Source organism: Synechococcus sp. 63AY4M2, from assembly GCF_002760475.1.
Lineage (GTDB): Bacteria > Cyanobacteriota > Cyanobacteriia > Thermostichales > Thermostichaceae > Thermostichus.
In genome coordinates this window covers 1436845-1455452 of record NZ_AXUX01000001.1, presented here as the reverse complement: position 1 = coordinate 1455452, position 18608 = coordinate 1436845, and the positions used below count along the sequence as shown (strand labels likewise).

Here is an 18608-nt window from a genome sequence, read left to right as displayed (position 1 = left end):
CTAGAGGTGGCAATTGATGATTGTTGCTGCGGTGGCAACAGACACAGCGGGGATCCCTTCTGGCCTCCGTTGATCCAGCGGAGCAAAGCCCCACTCTCATCTTGCCCTATTTGCCAGCTGCAAGGCGGCCTAGGAGTGTCGTAGCCGCACGGTTGCCCGCGGAGGAGACGCTGGCCTGAGCAACCTTGCCGGGGGCTAGGTGGCCTGGAGCTCCTCCCTTAGACGCTGAGTGGCTGCCACCATGTTTTTCAGGGCAGGGATCACTTCCTCCCAGCGGCGGGTTTTTAGGCCGCAGTCGGGGTTGACCCAGGTTTGCTCTAGCGGCAAGTGGGCCACTCCCAGGCGCAGTTGCCGGAGAATCTGCTCGGTGTCGGGCACCGCCGGGCTGTGAACGTCGTAAACGCCGTTGCCTACCTGGTGGCGATAGCCGGCTTGGGCAATCTGCAGCAAGGTTTTGTTGCTGCTGCGGCTGTTTTCGATGGAGAGGACGTCGGCATCCAGACGCTCGATGTGCTCGATGATGTCCCCGAACTCCGAGTAGCACATGTGGGTGTGGATCTGGGTTTCGGGCTTGGCGCCAGCGGTAGTCAGGCGGAAGGCCTCCACCGCCCAACTTAAGTATTCTGGCCAGCGCTCTTTTTTCAAGGGCAGCCCCTCTCGCAGCGCTGGCTCGTCCACCTGCACCATCGCGGCTCCGGCAGCTTCCAAGTCGGCCACCTCTGCCCGCAGGGCCAGGGCAATTTGCAGGGCCTGCTCGCGACGGGAAACGTCAACGCGGGGGAAGGACCAGTTGAGCATGGTTACCGGCCCTGTCAGCATCCCCTTGACCGGCTTTTGAGTCAGAGATTGGGCCACCTTGAACTCCCGCACCGTCATGGGGCGAGGGCGAGACACGTCGCCGTAGAGAATGGGGGGACGCACGCAGCGGCTGCCATAGCTCTGCACCCAGCCGTGCTCGGTAAAGGCAAAGCCCTGCAGTTGTTGGGCGAAGTATTCCACCATGTCGGTGCGCTCGAACTCACCATGCACCAGCACATCCAGGCCAATTTCTTCTTGGATGCGGATGCACTTGGCAATTTCGGCGTCGATGGCAGCTTCGTATTCGGCCTGGGAGATCTCGCCCTTTTTGTACTTGACCCGCCACTGCCGGACTTCGGGGGTTTGGGGAAAAGAGCCGATGGTGGTGGTCGGCAGCGGTGGCAGCTTGACCTGCCGGCCTATACGCTGCTCGTAGGGAAGGGAGCGCTGGAAGTCCTGCGCCGTCAGGTTAGCCAAGGCCTGGCGCACTGTAGAGTTGGGGGGATTGAAGTCCTGGAAGGCCTGCCACTGCTGCTCCAGCTCCTGCTGCTGGGCGGCGGTGTCTTCGCCGTTGAGGGTGCGGGCCAGCAGAACCACCTCGGCCAGCTTCTGCTCGGCAAAGCTGAGAACATTGCGCAAAGGCTCTGGCAGGTGGGTTTCCAGAGCAGCGTCGTGGGGCACAAATTGGAGCGAGCAAGAAGGCTGCACCCGCAGGTTGGGGGCTAGGGCTTGCAGCTCTTGCAGAGTGGCCAGAACGGCTTTGGGCTGGATCTGCCAGATGTTGCGCCCGTCCACTACCCCCGCCCCCAGGATCTTGTCGGCGGGGAAGCCGTGGGCTCTGACCAGTTCCAGGTTGTGGCCGCGGGTGAAGTCGAGGCTGAGGCCAGCTACCGGAAGCTCCACCGCCCAGGGGTAAGTCTCCCCCAAGTCGTCAAAGTAGGTAACCAGGTGGAGAGGGATCCCCACGCTTGCAAGCCAGCGGTAGGTCTGCTCCACCGCTTCCTGAAGACTTTTGCCTTCGCTGGTCACCAAGATGGGCTCATGGACTTGCACTTCCCGGATCCCCAGGCGCTGCAGCTCCTGCAAGAGTTCTCTGTAGAGAGGAAGCAGCTTCTCCAGATCCCCCCGCAACTCGCCAGAGCGCTGGCTTAGAGCAAGAAGGGTAACCGGACTGAGGAGGACGGGGCTGGTGCGGTTTCCTAGGATCCCTTGCGCCCGTCGCACCGTGGCCAGGAAGTCGTCGAAATGGGCCTGAGGGATCGCGTCGGCCTCAATTTCCGGCACCAGGTAGTGGTAGTTGGTGTCAAACCACTTGGTCATTTCCAAGGCCGGCAGCCCCTCCTGCCCCCGCGCCATGGCAAAGTAGCGCTCCAGGCCTGATAAGCTCTGAAACCGGGAGGGAATCAGCCCCAGCCAGGTGGCCCAGTCCAAAACGTGGTCGTAGAGGGTTTGATCTCCTACGGCAATGTGGTCGAGGTTGGCCTGTCGCTGGGTTCGCCAGGCCTGACTCTCCAGATCCTGCAGCGTCGCCAACAAGGCTTCCGCCTCCAGGGTGCCGCCCCAAAAGGCCTCCAGGGCTTTCTTCAGCTCGCGGCGCTTGCCCATGCGGGCATAGCCTAGGGTTTGAGTTTCAATGGCCATAAGGTACCTTGTCCTGAATCGAATTCGGTAATTGAGGTTGCCGCCAGTTGTCATCCAACCTAGGCAGCAAGAGATGGCCGCCGACATGCCTATCGGTGGCATCCCGGCAGAAGGTTTTCCCTAGGCCAGGAAACCTGCCGGAGCTGTCAAGGCGTTCCTTCACCCTGGCGGCTTGCCCACTCTGCACAGGGGGATGCCCAGAGGACTCTTTTGTGCAACCAAAGCGAGCAACCGTCCTCCTAGCTGCCCCTGAGCTATCTGCTCAGCTCTCTTGTCCGCGCTTTTGACTGAGTGCCTACGATCCGAGAGCGTCGAAAATCCGTAAGCAGGCCGATGAAAAAACTTCGAGACGGGAACGGGCTAACGTCAAAATGGGGAGCATATCTGTACCTCGCAGATATGGTGAACTGTGGAAAAACCGCCGGCGGGCATTCTGACTTGCTCAGTTTTGGAGGGGCTGGCTTGCGTTTCAAGGCCTCTTGCAACAACGAACTAGGGATCCCAAGTCCAAAACCGGCTCACAGCTGCGGGACAGCGGCAGATTCTCACTGCACTTTCCCCGTTGCCTCTGACGGCTGATCCCCGTCAGAACCGACAGTAGACTTTATCCTATCACTGGTTTTAGCGGGACTGGGCGGATTTGAACCGCCGACCTAGCGCTTAGGAGGCGCTTGCTCTATCCAGGCTGAGCTACAGCCCCAGGTCAGGTACCTCACTGATACTAGCAGAGAGGCTAGGGGGTATCGCCGCAAGGCTGCCGAGCAATAGCGTTCTTATGGAATTGCTGGAACAAAGGCTTTGCTTTCTGACACAAAACCCAACGCGGCGGCTCACCCCAGTAGTACTCTTTTTTCCAAATGGGCAAGCGCTCCTTGATTGCATCAATGATGTAACGTGCTCCAGCAAAAGCGGCGCCGCGATGTTCAGCTGTAGCACCAACCCAAACCGCAATATCACCAATTGCAAGATGACCCTGGCGGTGACAGGCAACAGCACCGCAGAGGCCAAACTTGGCGTGGGCTTCTCGGAGGATCTTCTCGCCCTCCTTCTGGGCAAGGATCTCGTAGACTTCGTACTCCAAGCTGAGAACAGGTTTGCCCTGGCTGTGGTTGCGTACCCAGCCCTCGAAGGTTACTAAGGCACCCGCTGTGTTATTGACGAGCAAACGACTGAGTTCAGCTGGCTGGATGGTGCTATCCACAATTAGAAAACGCAGCATTTAGCCCCCACAAACTGGTGGAATGAAAACTACCAAGGCACCTTCATCTATCGGCCTAGTCAAGTCACAGAACTCATGATTGACAGCAACCTTAACGTCCTCCGCTGCTAGCGAAAATCCATACTTTGCTTGCAGCTGCTGATAGAGCTCTAGGTAGTTTGCTGCACTGGTTTGCAGCACTTCGCTGCTCCGCTGAGCCTGTTCCCGCAGCACTGCTACATATTGAATTGTTACGGTCTTACTTAGGACAGATTGAGTTACCATGGCTGCAACTACCCCAAACGGATTGGAAAGTGGCATACTCCTCGGCGGTATTGACGTTCATGAGCTCGACCTCATGGTTGGGGGTAACTAGGGTGCAGGGCTGCCTGCTGAGGATTTCCACAGGGCAGTACACCCCTTCCGCGTAAGCCCTTTCTAGTACCGCTGCAGCTTGAGGAGTATAGATGGCGCAAAGAGCTTCCGGGAAGCCGCGCTCGGGGTTAACATAGCAAGTTGCGATTGTTTCGGCTTGGTAGTGATCCAGCAGCTTTTGGATTGTTTCTGACCGAAGGTTCAGTAGATCACAGGCAACAACCAACCAGTTAGCTTCAGGATGAGTATTCAAGGCAGTCAATAGGCCACTGATCGGGCCAACGCTTTCTACTAGATCTGGTAGTGTGGGCAAGAGCTCTAGAGCTGTGCCCGACCACTGACCGGCACGCGCTGACAAGTAAACCTGCTGGCAGTAGGGCTGCAGCAGTTCATAGAGATAGGCGGCGTGGGGTTTGCCAAAAGGGTTCAGCAGCGCTTTATCGCGACCCATGCGCTTGCTACGTCCCCCTGTGAGCACCAAGCCATAGAGGGGACGTTCCAGGAGGGCGTTTTTGCCGCCGGACTTAGTTACTAGGCGGGTCTCCTGGATGCAGATATGGGGCGACACCGACTTGCACATGTCATAGATTGTCAGCGCTGCTGTTGCCGCACCACAGAGAGCTTCCATTTCAACCCCTGTCTTAGCGCTGGTCTTGACAGTGCAGTGGATGGTTACAAGCAAGTGATCATCAATTGTGATATCAAAGGTGCAGTCTTCAACAGGGATCTGATGACAAAAGGGGATCAGTTGGTCAGTTCTTTTAACAGCCATTGTACCGGCAATGGTTGCTGTCTGAAATACCGGTCCTTTTTTCAGGTGGATATCTTGGCCAACAACATAGGATCTGAGAGCAGGTGGCAGTTGAACTCTTGCCCGTGCTGTGGCCGTTCGCAAAGACACCGATTTGTGGCTAATATCTACCATATGCGGATGGCCTTGAGCATTAAGATGGGCCCATGTACGATCAGCTTTGTCCATAGAGCTAGCCCCCTAAGCCGTACATTGGGTGTGAGACCTGCTCAACCCGGCGCAGTGGTTTCATCCCCAAAAGCTGCTGGTAAATTTGCTGACGTTGGCCTGGTGTTTTGTCTCGAACCGAGAGACCCTCCTCACTAAATAGGCAGGCAAAGAGACGACCATCAGCTGTCAAGCGCCACCGGGAACAGCTGCTGCAGAAGGGCTGAGACTCAGAGGCAATAAATCCAACTTTAACATTCTCGTCGATTGTAAAGTAAAACGCTGTCGAATCAGGTGCCGCTGGAAGGGGGGTTAGAGTATAGCGTTCTTGCAGACGGGCAATGCACTCTTGTGCTGAAACGTAGTGTTCTTCATAGAGAGAGTTGGCATAGCCGACCCGCATCAGCTCCAGAAAGCGAACTGTCACGCCTGTCTTGCGGGCAAACTCAACGAAATCAAATAGCTCGCAATCGTTGATCCCCCGCATTACAACCGTATTGACTTTGAGGCTAAATCCCCGGGCAATACCCTCCTGGATATTACGGAGAATATCCGCCAGGCAGTCGCGACGGGCAATTGCAGCTTGGGTGGAGGGCTGTAGGCTATCGAGGCTAACATTAAGGTTGAGAACGTTGGCAGCCTTGAGAACGTCCCAGTAGCGGTGGAGCAGCAGGCCATTGGTTGTTAGGCTGAGGGACGGGATCTTCAGCTTGGCAAGTTCCTGAATGACTTCATCAAAGTCTTGCCGAACCAGAGGCTCACCACCTGTAATGCGAACTTCTTCAATGCCATAGTCCAGCAACTCGCCAATAATTTCTTTGTATTGCTGCGGAGTTAAGTAGCTACTTTTGTCCAGAAATTCTGGATGCAAAGGCATGCAGTAGCGGCAGCGAAGGTTGCATTGATCGGTTAGAGAAACCCTTAGCTTGCGAATGCGACGATTCCATTGATCCACTAGCTGCATCTTAGTACCACGGATAGAATTGGATGCTTTGCTCGGGGCTGAGGATAGTTTGAGCCGGGGGTAACTCTACAAAGCCATCGCTGTCTGTTAGAGCGATGAAGTCTCCGGAGTTGTTAGGCATAATCGGTGTAAAGACTCGGTTGGCGCTCATCTTAACGGGCACAAAAAGAGTGAGATTGGGTTTGAAGGTAATGACTTCACTTAGGTGCCCAGAGTCAGTGTTACGGTTGAGGAGATAACGATGCAAACATACAAGAGCTGAGATGGGGTTGCCTGGGAGGCCCCAAACTATAGTATTGGCCTGATGGTCGATGCCAAACCACATTGGCTTGCCTGGCTTTTGCGCCACGCCGTGGATGTAGGCAGTAACACCACAGCTTTGCCAGATGGCCGGCAAGTAGTCACACTTTCCCCTTGAAACACCCCCAGAGTAAATCAAGAGGTCGTAGTTTGGGGTATTGGCTTGGTAGTGGGTGGCAATGGCAGCAGGATCGTCCGGAAGGTGATCGGTCTCAACCTCGGTATACCCGTAGGCAAGAAGAGCCGCTCGGAGGGCCTCAGCGTTGGAGCGCCGCAGTTGGTAGGGTGCAGGGGTTTGCTCAATGGGAATCAATTCGCTGCCAGTTGCCACAACTTTGATGCGAGGAGTCCTCTCAACTTGGATGCGGCTGTAGCCAAAGGAGGCCAAGATCCCGACGTGGATGCTCTTGAGGGTAATGCCGGGGCGGAGAACCAGCGCTCCTGCAGAACAATCGCTACCTTGGGGATGAACAAAATCACCCCTGTTGCGTTCGACTTCCTGGGTGATGGTGGCAATTCCTCCCTCGATACGAATTTGCTCGTAGGGAATGACGAGATCACTACCCAGCGGCAGGGCACAGCCAGTCATCACTTCCAAGCACTGCTGCGGATCGGGCAGGGTGGCAGGGCTTGTCCCCGCAGGGGCTATGCCTGCAACAGCAAAGCTTCGCTGCCCAGCAGCATAAGCGGCATAGTTGATGGCGATACCGTCCATCAGGACCCGGTTAATTGGCGGGTAGTCCCGATCGGCGTAGATCGGCTCTGCCAAAACCCGGCCCACACAGCTTGCAATCGGGATCGACTCGGTTTTGGCTGGCAGCCAGTGGTCTTTAATAATGGCTTCAGCTTCCTGGACAGTGACCATAGGTGTGGGGTGCGGAAAATTCCTGAAAGGCGGGTAGGAAATTGCGGTTTTCGTGGCCAGGGCGACTGAGCTTAATGAGGGCAAAGCGCTGCAACGGGGTCAGCTTTTGCCATAGCTCAAGAGTCAGCACGACCCCCTTGGCTGCCGCCTGCTCAAGAACGCAGTCAGGGATGGTGGTAGCGTCTTCCCAGGCAGGGTTTGGATCAACAGTTACCTCAGCGGCCTGCTCTTGGCAGACACTTTCGATAAGGTGAATTAGGTAGGCGCGGTAGGCAGCTCGGTTGTCAGCGGTATCCGTTGGCAGGTCAACCAAACTTTGGCGCTGCTGGTAACTAAAACGCAGCCACTGATGTAACTTGAGCTTGATGCCGCACTGATCGAGCTTTAAGCGCACGATCATGGGAATGCAGCGAAGGCTGTCGGCAAAGTCTTGCTCAAACTTAAAGATCATTTTGGTGGCCGCTCGATGCGACTAAGCTTGACGGCACAGGCTTTGAGTTCAGGTTGCTTTGAGCTGGGGCAGGCAACCGGGTGGGTGAGAGCGTTACAGCTTGTATCATTGCCCCACAATGCCCCCCAGTGCATGGGCATGAACACTGTGCCAGGGCTGATGGCGCAGGTAATTTTAACCGGCAGGGTAGCCTTGCCGCGCCGTGATTCAATCCTCACCCAGTCACCCTCAGTTAGCCCTACCTTGCTGGCATCGCGGGGATGGATTTCGAGAAAGGGTTGGGGGTGCATTGCTCGGATTTTGGCGACATGTCCAGTGCGGGTTTGGGTGTGCCAATGGCCATAGAGACGTCCTGTGGTGAGGATGTAGGGATATTCAGGGTCGGGCGGCTCGGCAAGGCCGCGGGAATGGCTGGGGATAAAGCGGGCACGACCTGTGGGCGTTGGGAAACGGTGAAAGGACTCCGTCCCGCTGGCGCGATCGGTATAGAGGTTGCGGGTCTCCACTGAACCTGTGCGCGGATATGGCCATTGCTGAGGCCCCTGGCGCAGGAGCTCATGGCTGAGGCCAGACTGATCGCAGAGACGCCCGGCAGTTAGACCCACATATTCGGCAAAGACCTCAGCGCTATCGGCAAAGTCAAATGCCTTGGCAAAGCCCAGGCGGCGGCCTACTTCCGCCCAAATTTCCCAATCAGCCCGCGCTTCACCAGGAGGGTTACGCCAAGCTGGACAGAGGGTAACGCGGCGCTCCGAATTGGTCATGGTGCCTGTCTTTTCGCCCCACTGGGCAGCAGGGAGTACCAGATGGGCATAGGCAGTGCTTTCGGTGGGGAAGTAGGCGTCTTGGACAATCGTAAAGGGCGACCGCGCCAGAGCTGCTTCTACCCGACGTAGATCAGGCAGGCTCACCAGGGGATTGGTGGCGGCAATCCACAAAATATCGAGGGCATCGGCTTCGAGGGCACGGATCATCCCCAGCGCATCAAGGCCAGGTTCAGGGTTAATTGGGCCAAGCTGCCAGTGCTGCTCCACTGCTGCCCGATCCTCTGGATTCGTAACCTTGCGGTAGCCGGGCAATAGATGTGCCAAGCCGCCCGCTTCTCGACCGCCCATAGCATTGGGCTGACCTGTTAGCGAAAAGGGCCCTGCCCCTGCAAACCCTATCTGGCCGGTGAGCAAATGGAGATTGATGAGGCTGGTCACCTTGGCCGTGCCTTCGCTGGACTGGTTAAGCCCCATCGACCACATGGAAAGCGTTTTCTGCGACTGCTGCCACAGTCGCGCAACAGCAAGTACCTCCTCAACTTCTAGGCCACAGCGGCTGGCTACTTGCTCAGGGGTGTAGTCGGCAACCAGGGCAGCATAGGCTTCAAAGCCTTCGGTGTGCTGGGCAATGAAGTCATGGTTGATGGCGCCCCACTGAATGAGTAGGTGAGCAATGCCATTGAGCAAGTCAATATCGCTACCTGGAGTAATCCTCAGATACAAATCGGCCTCCTCAGCCGTCTGCGTACGACGGGGATCCACCACAACAATCTTTAGGCTTGGGTCGCTTTTGTGGCGCTTGCGCAAGCGATTGAACAGAATTGGGTGGCATTCAGCGGTATTGGTGCCGATCAAAAAAGCCAGCTCGCAGCTATCGAGATCCGTGTAGCTACAGGGGGGGCCGTCCGAGCCGAGACTCTGGCTGTAGCCCTCTACGGCAGAAGACATGCAGAGGCGGGAATTGCTGTCGAAGTTATTGCTTCCTAGACACCCCTTAAGTAGCTTTTGGGCAATGTAGTAATCTTCGGTTAGCAACTGCCCTGAGCCGTAGATGGCAATCCTTTCGGGAGAGGTCTGGCGAATGCGCTCGACAATTAAATCCAGCGCTTGATCCCAGCTCACCGGCTGGAAATCCTCGCTGAGGCTAGGGCGATAGAGAGGCACCGTAGCCCGATTGCAATCGAGGGTTTCCAGGAGAGTCGCACCCTTAACGCAAACCATGCCCTGGCTGGACGGATGAGCTCGATCGCCGCGAATTTTTGTGCCGTCGGCCAGAATTTCTAGGCCACAACCAACCCCACAGTAGGGACAAAGGCTGCGTACGTTATCCATGTTCCCCCTCTGTTGTTACTTGGCTTGGTGTGGGCAAGGCGGCCGTAGGGAAAGAAGCTAGGGGTGTTGGGCCTAAGGCCTGCTTATCTAGCTGTCCTTGCCGCGGTTCTCACAAGTTCCAACGCCCCAGCCTAGAGACATTGACCTGGAACTTTTGTAGCTTGCGTTACTTTTTGCTCCTCACTATGCGGAAACATCATAGGAGGAATGCTTGAGCAGCATAGCCACCTCCTGCCAACTGCGGTTAGGTCTCTAGGCAAAGCAAGGGAGAAACAGGCAAGGAGTGCTCCTAAAGGCTCCGTCCCGCTAGACGAGGCGAGGAAAGTTTTAGGTCTGTAAAGGGCAACCTGAGATCTGAGATCAAGCTGCATAGGGGAGAAAGGCCCCCGAGTCGTTTGCACTTGGATACTGACGCTCCAAAGGGGAAGCAGACGCTGCTATGAGCTGACTTTCTCTTCATAAAGCCTATCTAATGCTCTGCCGTCGAGCAACTAAAGCTCCGCACGTCATGACCTTGATCAAGCTGCTGGCGGTAATCGTAATTGTCGGCATTCTCTCTGCTATTAGCATTCCCAATTTTCTTAACCACATTCGCCGTTCCAGAGTTGCAGAAGCCCAGACAGCTCTAGCAGCTATCGGCGGTGCTTCAGAAGTTTTCCGAATGGACTTCATGGTTTATCCTCCTGCCTACGCCGATATTGAATTTGGCGGGATCCACAGGGATCGCTATTTGCAAGATCCTTGGCAAGCCCCCAACTATCGTCTTCCTGAAGTTGTTCCTCCCACTGCCAGCTCAAGCGGCGTTCGTTGGATGACTGAGTCTCACACACATACAACTGTTAGTGGGGATCTCCTGCGCTGCGACCTTGGCTTAGGGGATCGCCAGCAAGAGGTTTTGGCCTCTGGCTACGACCTGCGCAGCTCTTGCAACCTCTATCGCTAGGAAGACAAGACTCGGGCAACTTGAGCTTGAGCTGCCGACTAGCTGTTCCATCGATTGGCCGGTTCTTAACCTGCTCGACAGGTGTTATCTTGAAAGCGCCTGTGAAAGGGGAAGCGGAGCTTTGGCCAGTAGCCTGCTGATCCGCAATGCCGAGCTGGTGGTACCGGAAGGGGATCCCTGGCTGGGAGATGTGCTGGTGAAAAACGGGCAGATTGCCGAGATCGGCCAGCATCTGGCTGCAGAAGGGGTGGCCAGGGTCATCGACGCCGAGGGCCATACCCTGATGCCGGGGGTGATCGATCCCCAGGTTCACTTCCGCGAGCCGGGCCGGGAGCACAAAGAAGACCTACAGACGGGATCCTGGGCCTGTGCCCGCGGCGGGGTAACCAGCTTTTTGGAGATGCCCAACACTGACCCGCTGACGATCGACCAGGCAACGCTGGATGACAAGTTGGCCCGGGCCGCCAGCAAGTGTGTGGTCAATTACGGCTTTTTCATCGGCGCTACCGCCGATAACTTGAAGGAGCTGCAGACGGTGCAGGGGGCTTGCGGCATCAAGATCTTCATGGGATCCATGCATGGGCCCCTGTTGGTGGATGATCAGGCGGCGCTGGAGCGGATTTTCGGGGAAACGGATCCCAACTTCTTAATTGCCGTCCATGCCGAAGATCTGTCTCGCATCAAAGCTCGTAAGGCCCTGTTTGCCGGACGCACAGATGTAGCCGTTCACTCGCAAATTCAGGACGAGGAATCGGCCCTGATCGCCTCACGGCGGGCTTTGGACTTGGCCACCCGCTACCGCCATCGCCTACACATTTTGCACCTTTCCACCGGCCTAGAGGTGGAACTGCTGCGCCAGCACAAGCCGGCCTGGGTGACGGCAGAGGTGACCCCCCAACACCTACTGCTCAGCACCGCCGATTACGCTCGTCTGGGATCCCTGGCCCAGATGAACCCCCCCCTGCGGGATCCCGCTAACCTGGCCCAACTGTGGCAGGGGCTGCACGACGGGATCCTGGATTGCATTGCCACTGACCATGCCCCCCATACTCTGGAAGAAAAGGCTCAGCCCTACCCCCACTCCCCCTCGGGTATGCCGGGAGTAGAGACGGCCTTGCCCCTGATGCTGACTGCAGCGCAGCAGGGCCGCTGCACGCTGGCGCAGGTGGTGCAGTGGATGTGTGAGGCGCCGGCCCGCCTCTACCGGATCCCCAACAAAGGGCGGCTGCAGGTGGGCTACGACGCCGACCTGGTGCTGGTGGATCGCCACACACCCAAACCGGTGCGGCGGGAAGAGCTGCTGACCAAATGCGGCTGGAGTCCCTTCGAGGGCTGGGAATTGGTGGGCTGGCCCCTAGTCACGATCGTGGGCGGACAGATTGCCTTTCAAAACGGCCAGGTGGATCCCTCGGTGCGGGGAAAGGCTCTTCAGTTTCAGCGCTAGCCAGGGATCCCTGCTATCCCGCAAGGGCTTCCGATAGCAGCAGGACAGAAGTGGCGCAGTAGCCTATCCTAGCTTCCCTCTCCCTTTGTGGGAGAGAAGCCAGGCCTGAGGGCGGGATGGCGCAAAAGCATCAGGAACGGTCTCAGGCTGGTTTGCCGATCACCACACACCTCGGCCTGCTGGGTCCGGCAACTCTGGCCCAGAAACTCGTGTTACTCTGAAAATGATAATTACTGATAATCAAAATTGAAAACAGCAAGGAGGGCCTCATGAAAGTTGCCTACGTGTTCACTCACCCTCGCTGCGGCACCTATAAGTTGGGCCAGATGATCCTGCCCCAGCTAGAAGCAGGGGTGCATGGAGCGCAGGTGGTGGGCATGTTCTTTTTCGACGACAACTGCTTTGTTTTGCGGCAGGGGGATCCCATCGGCGAGCGCCTGGCCAAGATTGCCGAAGCGCAGAACATTTTGCTGATGATGTGCGACATGTGCGCCCTGGAGCGCAACCTGGCGGAAGGGGAACCCAAGTGGTGCGACTCAAAAGGCCAGGGGCGCAAGGAGCCGGGCTACTGCGTTCCCAAAAACGTGGTCAAAGGGGTGCAGGTGGGCTGCTTCCCCGACCTCTACGCGGCCTTGCAAGACAACCCACCTGACCAGGTGATCAGCCTCTAGCCAACTGGCCTAGCTGACGGCTACAGCAGCAGGCGGCTCTTGGCGGGGCTGAGAGCCGATCTTGCGGAAGATCAGCCGCTCGTTGGCCACCTCCACCAGGATGCGGTCGCCGGGCAGGAACTCGTTTTCCAGCAGCTTGGTGGCGAGGGGGTTTTCGATCTCCCGCTGGATTACCCGCTTCAGCGGGCGGGCGCCAAACACGGGGTCGTAGCCCAGCTCGGCCAGGTAGTCCTTGGCCTCTTCGGTGAGGACAATTTCAATTTGCTGATCCGCCAGCAACTGCTCCACCCGCCGCATCTGCAGGCTGACGATCTGGCGGATTTGCTCTTTGGTTAGAGCGTGGAAGATGATCAGTTCATCCACCCGGTTGAGGAACTCCGGCCGGAAGTGGTGCCGCAGCATGGCCAGCACCTGGCTTTTCATCTCCTCGTAGCGGCTCTCGTCGCCGCCAATTTCCAGGATGAGCTCGCTGCCAATGTTGCTGGTCATGATGATGATGGTGTTTTTGAAGTCCACCGTCCTGCCTTGGGAGTCGGTGATGCGGCCGTCGTCCAGCACCTGCAGCAGGATGTTGAAGACATCAGGGTGGGCTTTTTCCACCTCGTCAAAGAGCACCACCGAGTAGGGGCGCCGCCGCACCGCTTCCGAGAGCTGCCCGCCTTCTTCGTAGCCCACATAGCCCGGCGGAGCCCCAATCAAGCGGGAGACGGAGTGCTTCTCCATGTACTCCGACATGTCGATGCGCACCATGGCCTCGGAGGTGTCGAAGAGGAACTCCGCCAGGGCGCGGGCCAGCTCGGTCTTCCCGACGCCGGTGGGCCCCATGAACAGGAACGAGCCGATGGGCCGATTGGGATCCTTGAGGCCGGCCCGGGCCCGCCGGATGGCGGCTGCCACCGCCGCTACCGCCTCGTCCTGGCCCACCACCCGCTGGTGCAAGTGGGCTTCCAGGCGCAGCAGCTTCTGCTTTTCCGACTCCATCAGGCTGGTGACCGGGATCCCGGTCCAGCGGGAGACGATCTCGGCAATGTCTTCGGGCGTCACCTGCTCCCGCAACAAGGGCTCGCCGTTGGCCTGCAGCTTGGCCAGGTGGGCCTCCTGCTCTTGGATCTGGCGCTCCAGCTCCATGAGCTTGCCGTATTTGAGCTCGGCAGCGCGGTTGAGGTCATATTTTTGTTCTGCCTGTTCAATCTGCAGCTTGACGGCATCCCGCTCGGCCTTGAGGTTTTGCAGCCGCTCGATGGCCTCTTTTTCCATTTGCCAACGGGCGCTCAGCTCCCGCTGCCGCTCCATCAAGTTGGCTAGCTCCTGCTCAATTTTGCCCAGGCGCTCTTTGGAGGCGGGGTCGTCTTCTTTCTTGAGGGAGAGCTCCTCCATCTGCAGTTGCATGATGCGCCGGTCGATTTCATCCAATTCGACGGGCTTGGAGGTGATCTCCATCTTCAGCTTGGCCGCCGCTTCGTCCACCAGGTCGATGGCCTTGTCGGGCAGGAAGCGCTCGGAGATGTAGCGGTTGGAGAGGACTGCCGCTGCCACCAGGGCCGAGTCGCTGATTTTGACCCCGTGGTGCAGCTCGTAGCGCTCTTTGAGGCCGCGCAGGATGGAGATGGTGTCTTCCACGGAGGGCTGATCCACATACACCGGCTGGAAGCGGCGCTCCAGGGCGGCGTCTTTTTCGATGTGCTTGCGGTATTCATCCAGGGTGGTGGCGCCAATGCAGCGCAATTCGCCGCGGGCCAGCATGGGCTTGAGCAGGTTGCCGGCATCCATCGCCCCTTCGGCCGCCCCTGCCCCCACCACGGTGTGCAGCTCGTCGATGAAGAGGATGATCTGCCCTTCCGATTCGGTGACCTCCTTGAGCACGGCTTTGAGGCGGTCTTCAAACTCGCCGCGGTACTTGGCGCCGGCAATCAGGGATCCCATATCCAGGGCGATCACCCGCCGGTTTTTCAGCGACTCCGGCACGTCTCCCCGGTTGATGCGCTGGGCCAGGCCCTCGACGATGGCGGTTTTCCCCACACCCGGCTCGCCGATGAGGACGGGGTTGTTTTTGGTGCGGCGGGAGAGCACCTGAATGACGCGGCGGATCTCGTCGTCCCGCCCAATCACCGGATCCAGCTTCCCTTCGCGGGCGGCCTTGGTCAAGTCGCGGCCATAGCGCTCCAGGGCCTCGTAGCGGGACTCGGGATTTTTGTCGGTAACCCGCTGTTTGCCTCGCACCTGTTGGATAACGGGCTTGAGGCGCTCGACCGTCAAGCCCAGGGGTGCTAGAACGCGCTTGCCCACCCGCTCGTCGTCCAGGGATCCCAAAAGCAAGTGCTCTACCGAGATAAAATCATCGCCATACTCTTTGCGAAACTCCTCGGCTCGATCCAGCGTGGTCTCCAGGCCGCGGCCTAGGTAGAGCTGATCCACCCGCGCCAGCTTGGGCTGCTGGTTGATAAAGCTTTCCACTCTATCCCGCACCAGCCTCGGATCGAGGCCGGCCCGCTGCAAAATGGTCTGGGTGAGACCCCCCTCTTGATCCAGAAGGGAGATCAGCAAATGCTCGGTTTCCAACTGTTGCTGCTGGTGCCGCCGGGCTACATCTTGGGATTGGACAATGGCGCTCCAGGCTTTCTCGGTAAATTGGTTGGGATTGGTGGGCTGCATAGGGGTTTGGCAGGAGTTTTTTTACAGTGTATAGGAAGACAATGCAGGGGGCAGCCAAGGGGCTCTCAGCCCTTGCTGCCGACTTGGGGAAGCGCTGCTGGCATCCTACGATCCAGGTATCGCCTATTTTGCCAAAGCCGGAGTTCGCAACAACCGTCCCCTCCTACCGCGATTGATGGACGGATCCCCGCCTTATTCCTCTTCTTCGTAGGGCCGTCCCTCGCCGATCACCGCCAGGTCAATTTGTTGGCGGTAGTAGTCTACGTTTTTAATCTGCACCTCCACCCGATCCCCCAGGCGGAACTGGCGCCGGCTTTTGCGCCCTACCAGGGCCTGCTGGCGGCTGCGGTATTCGTACCAGTCGTTTTTCAGGGTGCTGACCCGCACCAAGCCTTCCGCCAAGATGGGATCCACCTGCACAAAAAAGCCGTAGTTCTGGACGCTGACGATCAGGCCGGGGAACGTCTCCCCCAGGTGTTTTTGCATGAACTCGCACCGCTTCAAGCCCATCAGCTCCCGCTCTGCCTGTTGATGGAGCTGATATCCCGCCTGGATTTTGGGCAGTTGCGCTTGGAGAAAGGCCTGCCACTCCTCATGCACTTTTGGCGGCAGCACCTGCCAATCAATTTGGTCGTAGCTGCCGGGGCCATGCAGATCCACCACGGTTTTGGAGCGCGGGCTGCGGCGATCCCGTCCTTTGCTCAAGGCTAGGTGCAGAGCCCGCAAATTCAGCAAATCGGCATAGCGGCGCAAAGGGGCAGTAAAAGAGGCGTAGGGCTCTTTGAGGCCAAGGCCAAAATGGCCGAGCGGCTCCTGCAGCGGCTGCAGGCAATACTCGACGGGGGGCAGAGTAGCCAACAACTGGGCCACCAAGGCTGGGCTAGTCCCTGCGGCCAAGACATCGGGGGCGGTGATGCGGGCACAGATCCGCTGCCAATCGGCTAACGTCACAGCTTCTGGATCCTGCAAGTTCAGATCCAGCTTCATGGCGTTGGCCAGACGCAAAAAGTTCTGCAGGGCCTCAGCGGTGGGGGGCTTCTGCACGCGGGCCAACGAAGGGATCCCCAATTGGCGCAAATGGTGGCCCAAGGTTTGGTTGGCCAGCAGCAGAATTTCGGTCATCAGGGCGTGGGCGCCGAGGCGATCGCTGACCAGCAGGGGCCCATAGCCGCTTTCATCGGCAGAGTAGGGGGTGAGCAAATCCAACAGGGGCAGATCGAACCCGCCTGCCTGGTGGCGCTTGACTCGCAGGACTTGGCTGAGACGGAGCAGGTTTTGCAGCAGGGCCATCAACTCCGGCACCTCCTCATCGGGGCCCAGATCCGCGGCGGTGGCCAAGAGAGCCTGCACCTGGCCGTAGGAGAGGTGGGCCCGCGACTGCACCAGGCTGGGGTGGATCTCGAAGTTGCGCACCACCCCTTCGGGGTCAATGGTCAGCAGCAGCGAGTAGGCCAGACGCTCCTGCTGCGGCAACAGAGCCAGGCGGCTGTGCACTTCCGGCGGGAAAAGGGGCAGCACCACGCTATCCAGGTAAACCGTGGCGGTGCGCCGCTGCGCCTCCCGCTCCAGGGGGTGATCCGGATCCAGCCAGTGGGCTACATCGGCAATGTGCACCCCCAGCAGCCAGTGGCCCTCTTCTTGCCGCTGCAGGGAGACGGCCACGTTGGGCTCGAGGCCGTGGGGGTGCTGCAAGTCCAGCGGCTCCAGCGTGACGCAAAACCAGTCCCGCAGATCGCGACGGTTCTTTTGGTCGGAGCGGCTCAGCTTTTTGGGCAGAGTTGCCGCAGCCTCCAGCACCGCCGGGGGAAACTCCTGGGGCAGGTCGTACTTGCAGCAGACCAGATCCGCATCGATGGACGCCTCCGGGCCATTGCCCAAGATCTTGCGAATCGTGCCCACGGGGGGCAAGTTGCCCAGCGGGTAGCGCTCCACTTCCACATAGGCCACCCGACCTTCCGCCAGCTCGGCAGGGGATCCCTCGGTCAAGGCCAGCTCGAACAGCAGCCGGTCATCCAGAGGCACCACCCGGAAACCCTCTTCCGTCTGTTTGAGGCGGCCCACGAGAGTGGGATTGGCCCGTTCCACAACAGCTACCACCTCTCCCTCTGGGCTGCGGCGGCGATTGCCTTCTTTGGTAATCCGGGCTATCACTTGGTCGCCGTTCCAAGCGCCGCTAAGGTTGCTGCCGTGGATATACACATCCTCTGCCCCCGGTTCATCCCGCACGGCAAAGCAAAAACCCTTGCTGGAACAGCGCAAACGCCCCACCACCAAGGATTCATCCGGCTTACGCCGATAGCGGGGCGGATCCCCTGTCCGTTCGAGAAACCCCGCCCGTACCAGACCATCGAGGGCAATCTCGAGCATTTCCGGCGCTTCTGGGTCTGAGGCTGGCAGGAGGGCAAGCAGCGCGTCTTTATCGGTCCATTGCTCGGCAGGTTGAGAGAAAAAGTGATGAAAAATCCGAGAGAAATCCATTGCGGGTATCCAGGGGGAATGAGAGCCGCGATTAAGGGACAGGCGCAGCCACTTGGATTAGTCGCGGTGGCCGGTGACGATAAAGGCTACTCGCTGACCGATGTTGGTGCAGTGGTCGGCCAGACGCTCTAGGTAGCGGATCGCCAGCAACATCAACAGGATAGGCTCGATCGATCCCTTGATGTCAGACTGCTGCGCCAACGTATTGTAAAGGTTGGTGTAGTCTTCATCAACGGCGTCGTCTTCCCGCTTCAGTTGTCGGCCCAGCTCGGCATCCAACTCCGTCAGGGCGGCCAGGCTGTGGCTGAGCATTTTCTGGCAGCGCTGCATCGTCAGGCGAATGCGGCCCAGCTCCGGGGGCGGCGGGTACATGACCAAGCGCAGGGCCACTTCGGCCAAATCTTTGGCGTAGTCGCCAATCCGCTCCAGATCGCGTACCAGTTGCATCAGGGTACTGATCCAGCGCAGATCCCGCGCCACCGGGGAGCGCAAGGCAATCAAATTAATACAGTCTTTCTCGATTTGACGATAAAAACGGTCAATTTGCTTGTCTTGGGCGATCACCTGTTCGGCGGCGGCCAAGTTCTGTTCAAACAGGGCCTGCTGGGCCAAGACCACCGACTTTTCCACCAGCGCCCCCATGCGCAGCACGTCCTGCTGTACCCGTTTGATGTGAAGTTGTAGCTCGGCTTGCCCCATGGCTTTCTCCCATGAATGTGGGCAGGGGGGAAATGTCTGCAGTCGTTTTGGATCACCAGAGCCAGTTGATCT

14 protein-coding genes, 1 tRNA gene and 1 riboswitch are annotated in these 18608 nt (G+C 58.4%); of the genes, 3 read left to right on the top strand and 12 right to left on the bottom strand.

Annotation, left to right across the window (positions count from 1 at the left end; translation table 11 throughout):
* Window positions 1-195 precede the first annotated feature (195 nt).
* The 9 genes from metE to SYN63AY4M2_RS06380 form a co-directional block, all read right to left on the bottom strand.
* Window positions 196-2439, bottom strand: a complete 2244-nt coding sequence (metE, locus tag SYN63AY4M2_RS06420; RefSeq protein WP_011429087.1) for a 5-methyltetrahydropteroyltriglutamate--homocysteine S-methyltransferase — start codon at window positions 2437-2439, stop codon at window positions 196-198.
* A gap of 405 nt (window positions 2440-2844) precedes the next feature.
* Window positions 2845-3050, bottom strand: a riboswitch (cobalamin riboswitch).
* A gap of 14 nt (window positions 3051-3064) precedes the next feature.
* Window positions 3065-3139, bottom strand: a tRNA-Arg gene (locus SYN63AY4M2_RS06415).
* A gap of 33 nt (window positions 3140-3172) precedes the next feature.
* Window positions 3173-3658, bottom strand: coding sequence for a molybdenum cofactor biosynthesis protein MoaE (locus SYN63AY4M2_RS06410; RefSeq protein ID WP_011429088.1), 486 nt, complete (start codon window positions 3656-3658; stop codon window positions 3173-3175).
* Complete coding sequence (locus SYN63AY4M2_RS06405) at window positions 3659-3922, bottom strand: MoaD/ThiS family protein (RefSeq protein WP_011429089.1); 264 nt, start codon at window positions 3920-3922, stop codon at window positions 3659-3661. It lies immediately after the preceding gene.
* Window positions 3897-4991, bottom strand: a complete 1095-nt coding sequence (gene moaC, locus SYN63AY4M2_RS06400; protein ID WP_011429090.1) for a cyclic pyranopterin monophosphate synthase MoaC — start codon at window positions 4989-4991, stop codon at window positions 3897-3899. The genes SYN63AY4M2_RS06405 and moaC overlap by 26 nt, the downstream gene beginning before the upstream one ends.
* Window positions 4992-4995: 4 nt before the next feature.
* Window positions 4996-5934 (bottom strand): GTP 3',8-cyclase MoaA, encoded by a 939-nt coding sequence (moaA, locus tag SYN63AY4M2_RS06395; protein ID WP_011429091.1) that lies wholly within the window; start codon window positions 5932-5934, stop codon window positions 4996-4998.
* Between the two features lies 1 nt (window position 5935).
* Window positions 5936-7099 (bottom strand): molybdopterin molybdotransferase MoeA, encoded by a 1164-nt coding sequence (locus SYN63AY4M2_RS06390; RefSeq protein ID WP_011429092.1) that lies wholly within the window; start codon window positions 7097-7099, stop codon window positions 5936-5938.
* On the bottom strand, window positions 7077-7550 hold the full coding sequence (locus SYN63AY4M2_RS06385; protein WP_011429093.1) for a nitrate reductase associated protein: 474 nt from the start codon (window positions 7548-7550) through the stop codon (window positions 7077-7079). Before SYN63AY4M2_RS06385 ends, SYN63AY4M2_RS06390 begins: the two co-directional genes overlap by 23 nt.
* Complete coding sequence (locus SYN63AY4M2_RS06380; RefSeq protein WP_099887280.1) at window positions 7547-9649, bottom strand: nitrate reductase; 2103 nt, start codon at window positions 9647-9649, stop codon at window positions 7547-7549. The genes SYN63AY4M2_RS06385 and SYN63AY4M2_RS06380 overlap by 4 nt, the downstream gene beginning before the upstream one ends.
* Window positions 9650-10157: 508 nt before the next feature.
* Between SYN63AY4M2_RS06380 and SYN63AY4M2_RS06375 the strand changes: the two genes are divergently transcribed.
* The 3 genes from SYN63AY4M2_RS06375 (at window position 10158) to SYN63AY4M2_RS06365 (ending at window position 12707) form a co-directional block, all read left to right on the top strand.
* On the top strand, window positions 10158-10592 hold the full coding sequence (locus SYN63AY4M2_RS06375; RefSeq protein WP_099812592.1) for a hypothetical protein: 435 nt from the start codon (window positions 10158-10160) through the stop codon (window positions 10590-10592).
* A 121-nt stretch (window positions 10593-10713) separates the two neighbouring features.
* Complete coding sequence (locus tag SYN63AY4M2_RS06370; RefSeq protein ID WP_099812591.1) at window positions 10714-12036, top strand: dihydroorotase; 1323 nt, start codon at window positions 10714-10716, stop codon at window positions 12034-12036.
* A gap of 269 nt (window positions 12037-12305) precedes the next feature.
* The gene (locus SYN63AY4M2_RS06365; protein ID WP_099887279.1) at window positions 12306-12707 is read left to right on the top strand and encodes a SaoD/DsrE family protein; all 402 of its coding nucleotides are present in this window, start codon (window positions 12306-12308) and stop codon (window positions 12705-12707) included.
* A gap of 9 nt (window positions 12708-12716) precedes the next feature.
* On the opposite strand, the gene clpB is transcribed toward SYN63AY4M2_RS06365, so the two are convergent.
* The 3 genes from clpB to phoU all read right to left on the bottom strand — a co-directional run bounded on the left by clpB (window position 12717) and on the right by phoU (window position 18536).
* Entirely contained in the window at window positions 12717-15359 is a 2643-nt protein-coding gene (gene clpB, locus SYN63AY4M2_RS06360) for an ATP-dependent chaperone ClpB (protein ID WP_011429097.1), read from the bottom strand.
* Window positions 15360-15551: 192 nt separating this feature from the next.
* The gene (locus SYN63AY4M2_RS06355) at window positions 15552-17837 is read right to left on the bottom strand and encodes a ribonuclease R family protein (protein WP_099812589.1); all 2286 of its coding nucleotides are present in this window, start codon (window positions 17835-17837) and stop codon (window positions 15552-15554) included.
* Window positions 17838-17894: 57 nt separating this feature from the next.
* On the bottom strand, window positions 17895-18536 hold the full coding sequence (gene phoU, locus SYN63AY4M2_RS06350; protein ID WP_011429099.1) for a phosphate signaling complex protein PhoU: 642 nt from the start codon (window positions 18534-18536) through the stop codon (window positions 17895-17897).
* Window positions 18537-18608 lie beyond the last annotated feature (72 nt).

Bases quoted from the DNA above. Each gene is read 5' to 3' on its own strand.
- metE (WP_011429087.1), bottom strand. From the start codon at position 2,439: ATGGCCATTGAAACTCAAACCCTAGGCTATGCCCGCATGGGCAAGCGC.
- SYN63AY4M2_RS06410 (WP_011429088.1), bottom strand. From the start codon at position 3,658: ATGCTGCGTTTTCTAATTGTGGATAGCACCATCCAGCCAGCTGAACTC.
- SYN63AY4M2_RS06405 (WP_011429089.1), bottom strand. From the start codon at position 3,922: ATGGTAACTCAATCTGTCCTAAGTAAGACCGTAACAATTCAATATGTA.
- moaC (WP_011429090.1), bottom strand. From the start codon at position 4,991: ATGGACAAAGCTGATCGTACATGGGCCCATCTTAATGCTCAAGGCCAT.
- moaA (WP_011429091.1), bottom strand. From the start codon at position 5,934: ATGCAGCTAGTGGATCAATGGAATCGTCGCATTCGCAAGCTAAGGGTT.
- SYN63AY4M2_RS06390 (WP_011429092.1), bottom strand. From the start codon at position 7,099: ATGGTCACTGTCCAGGAAGCTGAAGCCATTATTAAAGACCACTGGCTG.
- SYN63AY4M2_RS06385 (WP_011429093.1), bottom strand. From the start codon at position 7,550: ATGATCTTTAAGTTTGAGCAAGACTTTGCCGACAGCCTTCGCTGCATT.
- SYN63AY4M2_RS06380 (WP_099887280.1), bottom strand. From the start codon at position 9,649: ATGGATAACGTACGCAGCCTTTGTCCCTACTGTGGGGTTGGTTGTGGC.
- SYN63AY4M2_RS06375 (WP_099812592.1), top strand. From the start codon at position 10,158: ATGACCTTGATCAAGCTGCTGGCGGTAATCGTAATTGTCGGCATTCTC.
- SYN63AY4M2_RS06365 (WP_099887279.1), top strand. From the start codon at position 12,306: ATGAAAGTTGCCTACGTGTTCACTCACCCTCGCTGCGGCACCTATAAG.
- clpB (WP_011429097.1), bottom strand. From the start codon at position 15,359: ATGCAGCCCACCAATCCCAACCAATTTACCGAGAAAGCCTGGAGCGCC.
- SYN63AY4M2_RS06355 (WP_099812589.1), bottom strand. From the start codon at position 17,837: ATGGATTTCTCTCGGATTTTTCATCACTTTTTCTCTCAACCTGCCGAG.
- phoU (WP_011429099.1), bottom strand. From the start codon at position 18,536: ATGGGGCAAGCCGAGCTACAACTTCACATCAAACGGGTACAGCAGGAC.